This is a genomic window from Bradyrhizobium daqingense (assembly GCF_021044685.1).
Classification (GTDB): Bacteria; Pseudomonadota; Alphaproteobacteria; order Rhizobiales; family Xanthobacteraceae; genus Bradyrhizobium; species Bradyrhizobium daqingense.
The window spans coordinates 2,142,026-2,156,005 of the sequence record NZ_CP088014.1 but is presented as its reverse complement, the minus strand read 5'-3'; the positions used below and the strand labels follow the sequence as shown (position 1 = coordinate 2,156,005).

Here is a 13,980-nt window from a genome sequence, read left to right as displayed (position 1 = left end):
ACGCCGCACGATCGATTTGTCGCGCCAAATCAACCACGTCCGAGGGTGTTTGGGTAGGCCATCCGAAAGTCGGACGGGCAATCGTCGGCGAGTTCGCTCTGGGACAAGTAGGAGATCGTGAAACCTGTCATGGTTTGGTGGCTTGTCCAAGCCGGACGGGCCTGCCAAAAGCGGCAGGCCCGCCGATTGCCGCTCAGGCGAGAGACTGACCAGACCCCAGGGAAGAGACGAAGAGCAACCGATGACAAAACTGACTTTTGGCGCACTGATGATCCTCACCGTGACTGCCACCGCACCTGCCGCGATGGCGCAGGATGTCGCGGCCGGCAAGACGTCGTTCAACAAATGCCTGGCCTGCCACGCGATCGGCGAAGGCGCCAAGAACAAGGTCGGCCCCGAGCTCAACGGTCTCAACGGCCGCAAATCCGGCACCGCCGAGGGCTACAATTATACGGATGCGAACAAGAATTCCGGCATCACCTGGGACGAGGTCACGTTCAAGGACTACATCAAGGATCCCAAGGCCAAGATCCCCGGCACCAAGATGGCGTTCGCGGGCATCAAGAACGAGACCGAGATCAACAATCTGTGGGCCTTCCTTGCCCAATACGACAAGGACGGGAAGATCAAGCAGTAAGTCCGCACAGGCGGCCGCTAATCCGCGGCCGCCTGCGTTGGAACGATCTTGCCGATCATCGACTCGATCTCCGCCTTCACGAGATCCGGCTCGGCATTCTGTACCATGTGACCGAGACGGGGCAGCACGATCAGCTTCGCATTCGGCACGGTCGCGGCAAACGGGCGCGCGTGGATGTCGGTCTTCACGGTCTTGTCGGGCTCGCCGGCGATGATGGTCACCGGCACCGCTATCTCGCCATAGCGCGCGACCTGCGCGGCCACCGCTTCCTTCAGCGTCACCAGATCATAGGCATTGGCGATGAACTCGCGCGGCCGCAGCAGCAGCGGCGTCGCGGAGTCCTTGACGAAGCCGTCCGGCATGGTCTGCGGCAGGAAGACGTTGCGCGCGCCTGACTCGGCGAGGACGTAACCGAGCGGCAACGTGATCGTGTAGGCGAGCAGCGGCCCGATCACGGGCGTTGCGATGATCTCGTTGTAGCGGCCGACCCCGCCGCGCCAGGGATGCGTGACGGGCGCGAGCATCACGAGGCCGGCAACGCGGTGCGGGTGATCGAGCGCGATCCGCGCGCCAAGCGCGCCGCTCCAGGAATGCACCACGAAGATCGCCTGATCGATCCCGAGCTTTTGAAGTGCCTCGTCGATCATCCTTGCCTGGACCTGCGGCGTCGAATCCTGCCGCCGCGCGCGCGTGCTCCAGCCATGGCCGGGGCGATCGATCAAGATCACGCGATGATCCCTGGCGAGGAGATCGCCGAGCGGCCGCCGCATCGCTTCGAGATTGGAGCTCGCGCCGTGCAGCATCACGATCGGCAGGCCGGCCGCGCGCGGACCGAGATCGACGACGTGGAGCACGGCACCGTCGACCTCGATCATCCGGCCCTGCGCTGGAAAGGCGCGTTGCACGGCGACTATTCCGGCCTGCGTGGCCAGCGCCAGCAGAACCAGCGCCGTCACGACTGACATCACGATCATCGAGAGAATCCGGGCGATCCTGGGCACAGGGCAGTTACGGGTTCTGGCACATTGCAGTTTCGCCCCACCGGCCCCAGGGCTTCCACCGAAATAGAGGGGCTGTGGATATGTGCATAATCAACGAACAAAAAAATAGAATGAAATCAACGACGTTCCATGGCGACACACAAGCCTCTAGCCAGCTTCATGCAGTCGTCATCACGGCTTCCATATAATCGCCATGGTCGGTTCCGCCATCTAGGCGCGGGTGGGCGCCGATCCTCCTCGCAATCTCAGGGGATGCGGGAAAGACCGGCAGGATTTTTTCCTGATTGAACCGGAGGATTTCGATGAGCTTCAGATCCAACGACACTGCGATCGACGAGATCGTCGCGAGCTGTAACGGCGACTTGCGCGGTGCGGTGCGGGCGCTGCTCCTGATCAACGAGCATCTCGAGGCCGAGCTTGCAAGGGCTTACGCCGCAGCCGCCGATCGCGGCCTCACTGAGCGCGGCAGCAGCGCCCTGCACTAAGATCCCGGCGGTCTAGTTCGACCCGTCCTCGTCCTTTTCCTCCTCGGGCGTGGGCGCGGGGCAGACGCGGATCGTCGAACGAGCAAGCTTGGCATCGGCCCTGGATTTGTAGGGGCCGTCACCGAACCAGATGTCGCCGATGATCACGGGATTGCTGGTCACGATGTTGCATTTGCCGGTAGCGCGGTTGCCGACCACCCAGAACAATCCGTCGGCGAAGCTCGCCGTTCCCGACGCAATCAGCAAGCTTCCCGCAATAATCAAGCGCTTCATGGCTGTGCTCTCCCTGTCATGCAGGTAGGTCCGCCGCGGCAGCAGCAATAGCCCGCAAAGCGCCGCGCTTCCGATCGTGGTTAATCCGCGACGGCCATGATCACTCAGGAAATGATCAACTTGTCCGCTAGATGTCGCGGCCTTCGACCTTCTCGGTCAGCGATTTGACCTGGTCGGGAATCTTCTCGAGGTGCGGATTGACGGCGAGTGCCTTGCGGTAGGCGTCCAGCGCGCGCTTCTCGTCGCCGACCTCCTGCATGATCATGCCGAGCCCTGCCAGCGCGCCGAAATGACGGGGCTCGCGGATCAGCACCTGCTGGATGTCGGCGAGCGAACGGCCGTAATCGTTCTGCATGTAGTAGAGCGTCGCGCGCCGGTTCCAGGCCTCGATGTAGTCGGGCCTGAGCTTGATGACCGAATCCAGCAGCTTGATCGCGATTTCGATCTTCTGCGCCTCGGCCGCGGTCTTGGCGCGCGACATCAACAGCGCCGCCGTGTCGCTCGGGGTCTGCAGCCAGACCGCCCAGATCCGCGCCTCGACGTGCTTGGCGCTGGCCTCGTCGGGCGCTGCCTTCAGTGCGCCGAACAGGAAATCGAGGTTCTTGCTGCGGTCGACCTTGGGCAGCTTGGCCGGCGCCTCCGGCAGCTTCTTCTGCTTGCCGGGCGGGGGCGGCGGTTCAATCTGCTGCGCCAACGCCGGCGTGAGGCCGGTCGCTCCCAGGAGGAGGGCCAGGCACAGGGTGCGCGCGAAAGGGAATCTCACTGCCATGGTGAAAGTCTAAACGCGCAAAGCCGTCCTTGCAAAGCAAGGACGGCGTCAAACTCGTGTGAGCGTGGTCTTGCGGAGCGCGCGAAAGCGTCCGGCAGGGCGAGATCAGCCCTGACGCGCCTTGAAGCGGCGCTGCACCTTGTTGATCACATAGACCCGGCCCTTGCGGCGGACCAGGCGGTTGGCGCGATGGCGACCGCGCAGCGATTTCAGCGAGTTACGGACCTTCATGGCAGAATCCTGAACGTTCGAAAGGCCGTGTTCGGCACTACCGTTTCGGCACGCGCGAATGTGGCAAAATGAGATTTTTCCCGCTGGCGGACCGACCGCCCGGGACGGGGCGGTTCTTAAGGCATGGCGGGAGGTCATGTCAATGTTAACTGCCGGGTTCCGCACCGGCCATCGGCGAAAACAACCCCATGCACAGTAGAAGCGGCCGGATCGGCCCATTTTATTGCCGTGACTTCAAGGCCTTTCGACAACGCCTTGCCAAATTCGTTATATCATATAATCAATTCGGCAACCCGTCGGGAGGACACCCATGCCGAAGCTGAAGCTGCCTAATATCGACGATGTCGTCGCCATCGACATCCACACCCATGCCGAGGAGCCCTGCGGCACCCATCCCGATGACGGCTATGACGATTTCCAGGCGCAGATGGCGGAGTATTTCAAGTCGCCGCACAAGCATCCGCCGACCGTGCCGGAGACTGCCGCCTACTATCGCTCCAAGAACATCGCCGCGGTGATCTTCCCCGTCGATGCCGAGCGCGAGACCGGTTTCCGCCGCTACAAGAACGAGGAGATGCTGGAGATCGCGTCCGAGCATCTCGACGTCCTCATCCCCTTCGTCTCGATCGACCCGCACAAGGGCAAGCTCGGCGCGCGCGAGGCGCGCAAGCTGATCGAGGAATACGGCGTGCGCGGCTTCAAATTCCACCCGACCATGCAGGGCTTCTACGCCAACGACCGCATGGCCTATCCGCTCTATGAAGAGATCAACAATGGCGGCGCGATCGCGCTGTTCCACACCGGCCAGACCGGCGTCGGCTCCGGCATGCCCGGCGGCATGGGCATGCGACTGAAATATTCCAACCCGATGTACATGGACGACGTCGCGGCCGATTTCCCCGACCTCAAGATCATCCTCGCCCACCCCTCCTTCCCCTGGCAGGAGGAGGCGCTGTCGGTCGCGACCCACAAGCCGAATGTCTATATCGACCTCTCGGGCTGGTCGCCGAAATACTTCCCGCCGATCCTGGTGCGCTACATCAACTCGATTCTCCAGGACAAGATGCTGTTCGGCTCGGACTGGCCGGTGATCACGCCGGACCGCTGGCTGTCGGATTTCGCCAAGATCGACATCCGCGACGAGATCCGGCCGAAGGTGCTCAAGGCCAACGCGCGCAAGCTGTTGGGAATCTAGGCGCTCACTGATACCCAGAGCGTGAGGGCTTCGATCGCAGCGATCGAAGCCCTCACGCTCAGGCGTCCACGCTCAGACCTGCGCGAGGCCCCCGTCCACGAAGACTTCGCCACCGGTCATGTAGCTGCTGTCCGAGGACGCCAGGAACGCGGCGACCGCGCCCGTCTCAGAGGGGTCAGCGACACGCCCGATGGGTGTCGTGCTTCCAAGCGCGTCGAAGGCTTCCTCGCCGACGATCTCCAGCGCCAGCTCCGTCTTGGTCGGCCCCGGCGACAGCACGTTGACGCGGATGCCGGTGCCGCGCAGGTCCAGCGCCCAGCTGCGCGCCAGATTGCGGATCGCGGCCTTGGTCGCGCTGTAGATGCTGAACTGCGGCGTCCCCATCACGCCCGTGCTCGAGCCGGTGAGAATGATCGACGACCCCTTGCGCATCAGCGGCAGGGCCTTCTGCACGGTGAACACCAGCCCTTTCACGTTGACGTCGAATATCTGATCGTAGTGCCCGGGCGTGATCTCGCCGAGCGGCGCAAACAGCCCGGTGCCGGCATTGGCGAAGAGAACGTCGATACTTCCGCGTTCGGCTTTCACCGTCGCATACAGTCGATCGAGGTCGGACAGATCCGTGACCGATCCCTTGACCGCGCGCGCCGAGGAGCCCAGCTGCGCGAGCGCAGCGTCGAGCGGCTCCTGCCGCCGTCCGAAGATGTAGACGAACGCACCCTCCTCGACGAACCGTTTGGCCGCTCCCAGTCCGATGCCGGTTCCACCGCCCGTCACCACCGCCGTCTTGCCTTGTAGTCTGCTCATGTTGTGCTCCTTCAATGAGGTTGCACTGAGCTGGCGGCCTACCCACCTATCGACAAGTATGCACCTTTTGGTAAGTGCCCAAAAAATGTCAGACACGACTTTCCCGCCTGCACAGGCGCCAACACCGGTCCAGAGCTGCACGCCGACTTTGCCCGGATTCACTTGCGGCCTGGATGCCACCTTGCGGGTCATCGCCGGCAAGTGGAAGCCGCTGATCCTGTACTTCCTCGCCCAGGACGGCCCCACCCGCTATGGCGAGCTCCGGCGCGCCATACGCGATGTCAGCGACAAGGTCCTGATCCAGCAGTTGAAGGAGCTGGAGGCCGATGGTCTCGTCAAGCGGACCGACTACAAGGAAGTGCCGCCGCGGGTGGACTACAGCCTCACGCCTCTCGGCCACAGCCTGGCGATGGCCCTCGTGCCGCTTTGTACGTGGGGCACGGAGCACATGGCGGAGGTCAGCCGGGTGTTCGCGGAGAGGGCGACCTGGACGCGGCCAGGACGTCAGCCGACAGTCTAGCTTGCCTGCCCTTCGTCCTACGGCTGGCCAGCAGCAGACATCTTGGTCGACAGCCACTCATCAATGATGCGGAAGGTCTCACCCAGGACCTTCCTCGTGCGCCCTATGTCGCCCCTTGCCTGACGCCCGCGGCTTGCCCGGTTGCGAACGCCGCATAACGTTCGCGCAGATCGATGCGCCGTCCCGCACTTGCGGCTTCGGCGATCGCGAGCGTCGCCAGAAGGCTGCGCGCGCCGTCCTCGACCGGCTGCAGCGAAGGCGCGACCCCGCGAATGACGTCGCGAAAATGATCGAGTTGAGCGACGTAGGGATCGATCGAAGCTGCGTGGTTGGCCTGGGCCTGGATCGGCCTGTTCCAGTCCTGCGCGCCGCCGTCCTGCGTCCACTGATCGAGGCTCGGAAACTCGATCGCACCGCGCCGGCCCATCAGGCGGTAGCTGCTCTGTCCGCTGAAGGGGAACTCGGGCGCCTCGCCGAGCCCCTGCTCGGTCGTCCATGGCGTCACCGCGCAGTCGCTGAGGAAGAACGTGCCGAGCGCACCGCTTTCGAACGCGATCAGCGCAACGGCGGTATCCTCCACCGCAAAGCCGCGCTGGCGATTGGCGGAGATGGCCTCCACGGCAATGATCTCGCCGAGCGTGAAGCGCAGGAAGTCGATCTCGTGGATCAGGTTGATCAAGATCGGCCCGCCACCGGCCTGCGACCGCCAGGGCGCGATCTCGAAATAGGTCGCCGGCTTGTGCGTGGCCCAGATGGCCGAGACGCCAACGACGTCGCCGATACGGCCGTCGGCCAGCAGCGCCTTCAACGTCTTCACCTGCGTATGATGGCGGCGATGATGCCCGACTAGCGACTTGACACTGGCCTTACTGACCTCCGCGATCAGGCCGGCGGCAGTCTGCAGCATATCGGTGACCGGCTTCTCGATCAGAATATGGACGCCGGCGCGTGCGCAGGCGATGCCGTTCTCGGCATGGAGCTGATTGGGAGAGGCGATGATCGCCGCGTCCGGCCGCGCCTCGGCAAGCAGCTCGCGATAATCCTTGAAGACGCGCGCGCCCGGCTGCTCGGCTGCGACCTGTTCGGCGTTGACGTCGGCAATGCCGACGAGCTCATAGTCGTCGTGCCCGGCGAGCTTGCGCAGATGCTTGCGTCCGATCAATCCCGCGCCGATCACGCCAATCCTGATTTTCGTCATGCATGCGTTCCGTAGGTCAGGCCTAGCCCCGACAGCCGCGGCGCCTTGTGCCGCGCGGTCGTCCTTCGAGCAGGTTCCTCGTTGCGTTGAATGCCGTCGTGATCCGCTCCCTTGCCCCCAGCGCCGGCATCGGCATTTCGACGCTGAGACGGGTGTCGGCGGGAAGCGCTTCAATGAGGGAAACGAGCGGCAAGGCGCCGTGTCCAGGCGGCAGCCGTCCTTCTCGCGCCTCCGCAATGATGGCGTGCTCCGTCGCCGGCGGCTTTGCGATGGCGTCGCAGAGCTGCGCGCTACGCAACCACTGATCCGGGAGCAGAATCAGATCGGCGGCCTCGCCGCCCGAACGCGTGAGATGCAACGCATCGATCAGGATGGCGCCATTCATCTGGCTCGCGTCGCGCACGATGGCTGCGGCCTGCGCCAGGTTTCCGACCGCGCGCCAGCGCATGAATTCGAGGTCGACACGCAAGCCGAAGGACGCTGCGAGCCGACAGAGCTCTGCGAAATGCGCCGTGAGCCGGGACTGATCTGGATCGTCGCCTGAAGCGATCACGGCCGTCGCGCCGAGATCGGCGCCGGCCTCCAGACGACCCGCAAGCGAAGCAACGTCGACGGCAGGTGTGAGCTGGACCAGTTCGATATCGCTGACCCGCACGCCTTCGCCCGCCAGCACGCGCTTGAGCGCGCGGTGAGCCTCGGTGCCGACCTCGGTGGGATAGGCCGGCCCGTCAGTGGTTGCCGGGATATAGCGCAATCCGACGGCGGCAAAGCCGGCACGCGCAGCCTCGGCGACCAGCGCGGCCGGCGCGAGCTGCAGTGCGGTGAGGTGGGCGAGCCCAAGCGCGATCATATTAATTAATCCATAGGTTAATTAATAATTATCCGGTGGGGTAATTGATGTCAAGAGCTCCCGAATGGGCTATGGTGGTGGCGAGGCGGCGTGCGGCTGCCACGAGGGACCGACCGGCCAGATGCCAAGTGTGAAAAAGCAGACCGCGCGGGCCGGAAAAACTACGCCGATCAAGCGGCGAGACCGCGACCGAACACGGCAGGAAATTCTGGATATCGCCTTCGCGGAGTTTGCCGAGAACGGCCTGTCCGGCGGCAACACCGATGCCATCGCAGCGCGCGCCAACATCACCAAGCGGCTGATCTTCTACTATTTCAACTCCAAGGAAGAGCTGTTCACGGCGGTGCTCGAAATGGCCTATGCCAAGATGCGCGCCGCGGAGGAGGACCTTCACCTCGAAGCGCTGGAGCCGGAAGCCGCGATCCGCAGGCTCGTCGAGTTCACCTTCGACTTCCACCACGCCAATCCGGAATTCGTCCGCCTCGTCTCCATCGAGAACATCCATCGCGGACGGCATATCGGCGCCAGCCAGAGGCTGAAGGAGATGACGCAGCCGAGCATCAGCCAGATCGCAAAACTGCTCGCGCGGGGCGTCGCAAGCGGGGCGATCCGTCCCGGCGTCGATCCGATCGAGCTGCACATGACGCTTAACGCACTGAGCTTCTTCTCGGTCGCCAACCGTCACACTTTCGAGGCGCAGTTCGCCTGGGACATGTCCTCGCCAAAGGCAAAAGCTCAGCGGCGGAGCGAGATCGCCGACCTGCTTTGGCGCTATCTGCGAAAAGTCTGAAGCCGTCTGCACCCTTTGCGAGCAGGGAACGTCAGGGTTTGCATGCCTTCCGCTGCGGGTCGGCAAACCGACAGGCATGAGGTACACTACCTGAAACACCTGTGCCGCATCGATCCCGGAGAACTGGACAATGAGCATCAAAGCCGTCGTCTTCGACGCCTACGGGACGCTCTACGACATCCAGTCGGTCGCCGAGATCACCGAGGATGCGTTTCCGGGTTATGGCGAGCTCATCACGCAGGTCTGGCGGATCAAGCAGCTCGAATACACCTGGCTGCGCTCGCTGATGCGGCGCTACCAGGATTTTGCCGTCGTCACCCGCGACTCGCTCACTTATACGCTGCGCATGCTGGGACTTGCGTACGAGGACGACGCATTCGAGCGCATCATCGACAAGTATCTGCATCTCGATCTTTATCCGGATGCGACCGCCGCGCTTGTCGCCTTGAAACCGCGCCAGCTGGCCATTCTCTCCAACGGCAGCCCCGACATGCTCAATGCGCTCGTGCGCAACTCCGGCCTCGACGCCCTCCTCGATGCCACCATCAGCGTCGATGACAAGAAGATCTTCAAGCCGAGCCCAGAGGCCTATGAGCTGATCGACGAGATGCTCGGCACCCGGCCGAGCGAGGTTCTGTTCGTCTCCTCCAATCCCTGGGACGCCGCCGGGGCGAAATCATTCGGATTGAAGGTAGCCTGGATCGAACGGGTCACACCCGAAGCCATGGCGCTGGCTTGCGTCGAGAACGAAGTCGTGGCACCGCTGACGATGTTCAGGGCGATCCGCACCCAGATGGACGAGCTCGGCTTCGCGCCGGATCATCGCATCCGCGCGCTTTCAGAGTTGCCAGGCATCGCTTGAGGGATTGCACCACGTCGCCTGCCCACGGGTCTGGAATGAGCTGTTTGGAATGAGCCTGCAATCCGTTCGCGATTTCTTCGCCGAGAATGCCCCCGACATATCAGTCATCGAATCCCCGATCAGCTCCGCCACCGTGACGCTGGCCGCCGAAGCCTATGGCGTCGAGCCCGGCCGGATCGCCAAGACGCTGTCCTTGCGCATCGGCGAGCGCGTGATCCTGATCGTCGCCAGCGGCACGTCGCGCATGGACAACAAGAAGGTGAAGGCGCAATTCGGCGGCAAGCCGAAGATGCTGGGGCTGGAGGAGGTCGCCGAGATCACCGGCCACGAAGTCGGCGGCGTCTGCCCGTTCGGGCTGAAGGTGCCGCTGCCGATCTATTGCGACGTCTCGCTGAAAGCTTTCGACGTGGTGGTGCCGGCCGCAGGCTCGACCCACAGCGCGGTGCGCATCACGCCCGACCGCATGGCCGAGCTGGTCGCGGCCGAATGGGTCGATGTGTGCGAGCACCGTCCTTAGATCAGGCTAGTCGTCCTCGTCATAATAAGGACGCGGGCCCGGCACAGCAGCGGGCGGCGGCGCCGCATTGTAGCGCTGCGATGGCGGTGCAGCGCGGTTGCGGGGAACCTGCTGCTGCGGCGGCATCTGATTGTTGGACTGGAACACCGCGCGGCAGCCGCTGGAGAGCTGCGGCGTGTTCTGCTGCAAACAGGCCGTGATGCGGCCGACGTCCGGAATCTGGTCGCTGCACAGCCGCCACACATCCGGCGTGCACGCCATCTGCTGTTCCATCGTGCCACGGTATTCTTGCGCCGAGGCCGCGCTCTGCGCGACAACGCCGCCGATCGCAAGCGCCACCCCCAGCGCAATCCGCTCTGTTCGCATATCCTGATCCTTCCCGATCCGCCCAAACCTCTTCAATCAATGAGGCAGGGGAAGGTTCTGAACAAACAACAAAACGTGAAAATGCGCCAGGAACCTATTGGCACGAACGATCGTCCGAACGATCGTGCCGCCCTACTCCACCTTGCCGATCTTCTTCACGGCCGCGATCAGCCGCGCGCTGTCGGCCGCGACGAACTCGGAGAATGCGGGGGCGTCCTGATAGGCGACGAGACTGCCGGAGGTCTCGAAGGCCTTGAGCACGTCGGGACTTCTCATCGCTTCGGCCATCGCTTCGCGCAGCCGAGCCGCGATCGGTGCCGGCAGCGCGCTCTGCGCGAACAGCCCGGCCCAGATGTAAAACTCGACGTCCTTGTAGCCGAGCTCCTGGAAGGTCGGCAGGTCGGGGAAGCTCGGGATGCGCTTCGCGCCGCAATTGCCGAGCACGCGCAGCTTGCCGTCGTCGACCTGCGGCTTCAGCGTGCCGGGTGCGGCGGCGATCGCCTGCACGGTGCCGCCGAGGATCGCGGTCAGCGCGGGGCCTGCACCGCGGAATGGCACGTGCAGCAGCTTGATGCCGGCGCTGTTTGCGAACATCTCCATCGCCACGTGCAACGTGCCGTAGGGCCCCGACGAGCCGTAAGTGATCTGGCCTGGGCGCTTCTTCGCGTCCTCGACGAAATCCTGCGCCGTCTTCCAGGGCGCCGAGGCCGGCACCGCGAGCAGCGTCGGATCGGCGAGCACGCGCGCGATCGGCATGAACTGCGAGACCTCGTAGGCGACGGGACGATCGAACAGCCGATCGGCCTCCGGGAGCACCGCGAGCGAGGATAGCGTCATCAGCAGCGTGTAGCCATCTGGCTCGGCGCGCGCCGCCGCGGCATTGCCGACCGAGCCGCCGCCACCGCCGGCCCTGTTGTCGACGATCACGGGCTTGCCGAGGATCCGCTCCAGCGCCTGTGCCACCGGGCGCGCAGCAAGATCGGCCTGCCCGCCGGCGGGAAAGGGCACGATCATGGTGATGTTGCGCGTCGGATAGGTTTGGGCGAAGGCCTCGTCGGGGAACGCAGCGCGCAACAGCGGCAGTGCGGCAGCGGCGCGCAACAGATCGCGTCGGTCCATGATGGGAGCCTCCCCCGATGTTCTTTGTTTCGCTCTCAGCCTAACGCGCCAAGCGGCAAGAACAAGATCTTTACGAAGCGTTAGCCATGTTCGGCCTCGCGAGGAACGCATATCTGGACCCGCTGTTGCCCTCTCAGGGAGAGTGAGTGATGCGGAATTTGGCGACCATCGACACCGCGCTGGACGAGATGCTGGTGAATCTCGCGGCGATCGTCTTGCGGCTTTCGAAGCCCGAATTGAACCGCACGCCGGAAGCGCGCCGCGCTTTGGCGCAATCCGTCCATCAATATGCGGTTTGCGCGAAGCGTTCGAGCGACCCGCGCGTTCACGAATTGAAGGCGCAGCTGGACGAGACGATCAAGCCGAGCCTGCGCATCGTCTCGATCAACGGCGTGAAGGTGTCGTAGTCGGCATCGTCATTGCGAGCAGCTCTTGCGACGAAGCAATCCAGACTGTCTCTGCGGAGGGTTTCTGGATTGCTTCGCTGCGCTCGCAATGACGGGGCTTGCATTCGACTGCTCTACGGCGCCTTCACGCCTTTCTTCGTCCGCCGCTTGCAGGTGCCCGGCAGCTTTGCTGCGAGGAAATCGGCGAGCGCCTCGACCCGGGCGGGGCGCGGGCCGCCAGGCGGCGTCACCAGATGCACGGCGCCTTCGGCCTGCTTCCAATCCTTCAGGATCACTTCGACCGCGCCGGTCGAGATCGCCTCGCCGACGATGAATTCGGGCAGCTCGGCGATGCCGAGGCCTGCGATCAGCGCCGGCATCACGGCCTCGCCATTGTTGACGCGAAGCGGGCCGCCCGGGCGCACGCTGGCCTGCTCACCGGCCGAATTGGTGTAGTGCCAAACATTGGGCGTCGAGAGATAGGCGTAGCTGAAACATTTGTGCTCGGCCAGATGCATCGGATGCGTCGGACGCCCGTGCTGCTTCAGGTAGGACGGCGCGGCCACGGTGTAGCGCGGCATGGTGAAGAGCTGCCGTGCGATCAGTGAGGAGTCCGGCAGCCGCGCGATCCGCACCGCCATGTCGAACCCCTCGCCGATCAGGTCGACGGTCGCATCGCTCAAATGCAGATCGACCGAAACTTCCGGATAGGCCTGGAGGAATTCCGGGAGCAGCGGCGCCACCGCCTTGATGCCGAACGTCATGGGCACGGCGAGCCGGACCAGCCCGCGCGGCGCCACCGATTGCGCCAGCGCCTCGTTCTCCGCGGCCTCGCCGTCGGCCAAGAGGCGCGTCGCGCGGTCGGCAAGCTTGTGCCCGGCATCGGTCAAGGCGAGCCGGCGCGAGGTGCGATTGAACAGCCGGGCGCCGAGCCGCTCCTCCAGCCGCGTCACCGCCTTGGAGACCGTCGCCTTGGACATCATGAGCTCGGTCGCGGCCCCCGCAAACGACCGTAATTCCACGACTTTTGCGAAAATCGCGAGCGCCTCGAAATCGGGGAGTTTTGCCATGGCGGGCGATCCAATTGGGATATCATAGGAAACAATGTGTTTCAACAGTTTCTATTTCTATACCACAGACAGAGGCTTATCCAAGGGTCAATCGCAATTCCAGCAATGGAGATTCCAATGACCAAGAAGCTCTCAGGCAAGGTTGCCCTCGTTACCGGCGGCTCGCGCGGCATCGGCGCGGCTTCCGCCCGCGCGCTCGCCGATGAAGGCGCAGATGTCGCCATCAGCTACGTCGCCTCGCCCGACAAGGCCGAAGCGGTCGTTGCGGAGTTGAAAGCCAAGGGTGTCAAGGCGCGCGCCTTCAAGGCCGACCAGGCCTCGGCCAAGGACGTCACGCAACTCGTCCAAGATGTCGCAAAGGAGTTCGGCCATCTCGACATCCTCGTCAACAATGCCGGCGTCGCTGCCGGCGGTGCGATCGACGATGCCAAGGCCGACGCAGAAGCGTTCGCCCGCCAGGATGCCATCAACGTGCATGGCGTGATCGCGGCGATCCGCGCCGCCTCGCAATTGATGGGGGAAGGCGGCCGCATCGTCACCGTCGGCTCGATGCTGGCTGACCGCGCCTCGTTCCCGGGGCTGGCCGACTACGTCGCCACCAAGGCCGCCGTGGTCGGCTACACCAAGGGCGCAGCGCGCGATCTCGGCCCGCGCGGCATCACCGTGAACGTGGTGCAGCCCGGCTCGATCGACACCGACATGAATCCGAAGGACGGCGGCGAGTTCGCCGAGACCCAGCGCAAGCAGCACGCGCTGCAGCGCTTCGGCCGCCCCGAGGAAGTCGCGGCGGGCGTCGTTTTCCTCGCCAGCCCCGAGGCCTCCTTCGTCACCGGCACCGTGCTCAATGTCGACGGCGGGTTCGGCGCCTGATCCGAGCCACCACCCGCTCAAGTCAAGGAATTAC

19 protein-coding genes are annotated in these 13,980 nt (G+C 64.1%); 9 read left to right on the top strand and 10 right to left on the bottom strand.

Going from position 1 to position 13,980, the window contains the following annotated elements; translation table 11 throughout:
* Positions 1–241: 241 nt before the first annotated feature.
* Positions 242–637 (top strand): cytochrome c-550 CycA, encoded by a 396-nt coding sequence (gene cycA, locus LPJ38_RS10260; RefSeq protein ID WP_145637741.1) that lies wholly within the window; start codon positions 242–244, stop codon positions 635–637.
* A gap of 17 nt (positions 638–654) precedes the next feature.
* Here the strand turns inward: cycA and LPJ38_RS10255 are convergent, their stop codons facing one another.
* Positions 655–1,611: an alpha/beta fold hydrolase gene (locus tag LPJ38_RS10255; protein WP_167520564.1), complete on the bottom strand. Its 957-nt coding sequence runs from the start codon at positions 1,609–1,611 to the stop codon at positions 655–657.
* Positions 1,612–1,940: 329 nt separating this feature from the next.
* Here LPJ38_RS10255 and LPJ38_RS10250 point away from each other — a divergent pair, with 329 nt between their 5' ends.
* The gene (locus LPJ38_RS10250) at positions 1,941–2,123 is read left to right on the top strand and encodes a hypothetical protein (protein ID WP_008544046.1); all 183 of its coding nucleotides are present in this window, start codon (positions 1,941–1,943) and stop codon (positions 2,121–2,123) included.
* A 12-nt stretch (positions 2,124–2,135) separates the two neighbouring features.
* On the opposite strand, the gene LPJ38_RS10245 is transcribed toward LPJ38_RS10250, so the two are convergent.
* The 3 genes from LPJ38_RS10245 to ykgO all read right to left on the bottom strand — a co-directional run bounded on the left by LPJ38_RS10245 (position 2,136) and on the right by ykgO (position 3,396).
* Positions 2,136–2,396, bottom strand: coding sequence for a hypothetical protein (locus LPJ38_RS10245; RefSeq protein ID WP_167520563.1), 261 nt, complete (start codon positions 2,394–2,396; stop codon positions 2,136–2,138).
* A gap of 127 nt (positions 2,397–2,523) precedes the next feature.
* Positions 2,524–3,165, bottom strand: a complete 642-nt coding sequence (locus LPJ38_RS10240) for a tetratricopeptide repeat protein (RefSeq protein WP_145637736.1) — start codon at positions 3,163–3,165, stop codon at positions 2,524–2,526.
* Positions 3,166–3,270: 105 nt separating this feature from the next.
* Positions 3,271–3,396, bottom strand: a complete 126-nt coding sequence (ykgO, locus tag LPJ38_RS10235; RefSeq protein ID WP_006611362.1) for a type B 50S ribosomal protein L36 — start codon at positions 3,394–3,396, stop codon at positions 3,271–3,273.
* A 310-nt stretch (positions 3,397–3,706) separates the two neighbouring features.
* Here ykgO and LPJ38_RS10230 point away from each other — a divergent pair, with 310 nt between their 5' ends.
* Positions 3,707–4,591, top strand: a complete 885-nt coding sequence (locus LPJ38_RS10230; RefSeq protein WP_024337500.1) for an amidohydrolase family protein — start codon at positions 3,707–3,709, stop codon at positions 4,589–4,591.
* Between the two features lie 72 nt (positions 4,592–4,663).
* On the opposite strand, the gene LPJ38_RS10225 is transcribed toward LPJ38_RS10230, so the two are convergent.
* The gene (locus tag LPJ38_RS10225) at positions 4,664–5,398 is read right to left on the bottom strand and encodes an SDR family NAD(P)-dependent oxidoreductase (protein WP_167520562.1); all 735 of its coding nucleotides are present in this window, start codon (positions 5,396–5,398) and stop codon (positions 4,664–4,666) included.
* A 148-nt stretch (positions 5,399–5,546) separates the two neighbouring features.
* Between LPJ38_RS10225 and LPJ38_RS10220 the strand changes: the two genes are divergently transcribed.
* Positions 5,547–5,918: a winged helix-turn-helix transcriptional regulator gene (locus LPJ38_RS10220; RefSeq protein WP_208750568.1), complete on the top strand. Its 372-nt coding sequence runs from the start codon at positions 5,547–5,549 to the stop codon at positions 5,916–5,918.
* A 103-nt stretch (positions 5,919–6,021) separates the two neighbouring features.
* Here the strand turns inward: LPJ38_RS10220 and LPJ38_RS10215 are convergent, their stop codons facing one another.
* Positions 6,022–7,116, bottom strand: coding sequence for a Gfo/Idh/MocA family protein (locus LPJ38_RS10215; RefSeq protein WP_145637725.1), 1,095 nt, complete (start codon positions 7,114–7,116; stop codon positions 6,022–6,024).
* Positions 7,117–7,138: 22 nt separating this feature from the next.
* A complete protein-coding gene (locus tag LPJ38_RS10210; protein ID WP_145637723.1) occupies positions 7,139–7,966 on the bottom strand; it encodes a sugar phosphate isomerase/epimerase family protein in 828 nt (275 codons plus the stop codon).
* 64 nt (positions 7,967–8,030) lie between these two features.
* Here LPJ38_RS10210 and LPJ38_RS10205 point away from each other — a divergent pair, with 64 nt between their 5' ends.
* The 3 genes from LPJ38_RS10205 (at position 8,031) to LPJ38_RS10195 (ending at position 10,135) form a co-directional block, all read left to right on the top strand.
* Entirely contained in the window at positions 8,031–8,756 is a 726-nt protein-coding gene (locus tag LPJ38_RS10205) for a TetR/AcrR family transcriptional regulator (protein WP_231088603.1), read from the top strand.
* Positions 8,757–8,886: 130 nt separating this feature from the next.
* Complete coding sequence (locus LPJ38_RS10200; protein ID WP_145637721.1) at positions 8,887–9,618, top strand: haloacid dehalogenase type II; 732 nt, start codon at positions 8,887–8,889, stop codon at positions 9,616–9,618.
* A 49-nt stretch (positions 9,619–9,667) separates the two neighbouring features.
* Positions 9,668–10,135: a YbaK/EbsC family protein gene (locus LPJ38_RS10195; RefSeq protein WP_145637719.1), complete on the top strand. Its 468-nt coding sequence runs from the start codon at positions 9,668–9,670 to the stop codon at positions 10,133–10,135.
* 6 nt (positions 10,136–10,141) lie between these two features.
* Here the strand turns inward: LPJ38_RS10195 and LPJ38_RS10190 are convergent, their stop codons facing one another.
* Both LPJ38_RS10190 and LPJ38_RS10185 read right to left on the bottom strand, forming a co-directional pair.
* Positions 10,142–10,501, bottom strand: a complete 360-nt coding sequence (locus LPJ38_RS10190) for a hypothetical protein (protein ID WP_145637717.1) — start codon at positions 10,499–10,501, stop codon at positions 10,142–10,144.
* Positions 10,502–10,633: 132 nt separating this feature from the next.
* A complete protein-coding gene (locus LPJ38_RS10185; RefSeq protein ID WP_145637714.1) occupies positions 10,634–11,620 on the bottom strand; it encodes a tripartite tricarboxylate transporter substrate binding protein in 987 nt (328 codons plus the stop codon).
* Between the two features lie 149 nt (positions 11,621–11,769).
* On the opposite strand from LPJ38_RS10185, the gene LPJ38_RS10180 reads away from it, so the two are divergent.
* Positions 11,770–12,027: a hypothetical protein gene (locus tag LPJ38_RS10180; protein ID WP_167520561.1), complete on the top strand. Its 258-nt coding sequence runs from the start codon at positions 11,770–11,772 to the stop codon at positions 12,025–12,027.
* Positions 12,028–12,140: 113 nt separating this feature from the next.
* Here LPJ38_RS10180 and LPJ38_RS10175 read toward each other — a convergent pair whose 3' ends face one another.
* Positions 12,141–13,076, bottom strand: a complete 936-nt coding sequence (locus tag LPJ38_RS10175) for a LysR family transcriptional regulator (protein WP_145637709.1) — start codon at positions 13,074–13,076, stop codon at positions 12,141–12,143.
* A 117-nt stretch (positions 13,077–13,193) separates the two neighbouring features.
* Between LPJ38_RS10175 and LPJ38_RS10170 the strand changes: the two genes are divergently transcribed.
* Entirely contained in the window at positions 13,194–13,946 is a 753-nt protein-coding gene (locus LPJ38_RS10170; protein WP_145637707.1) for an SDR family NAD(P)-dependent oxidoreductase, read from the top strand.
* The last annotated feature ends 34 nt before the right edge of the window (positions 13,947–13,980 follow it).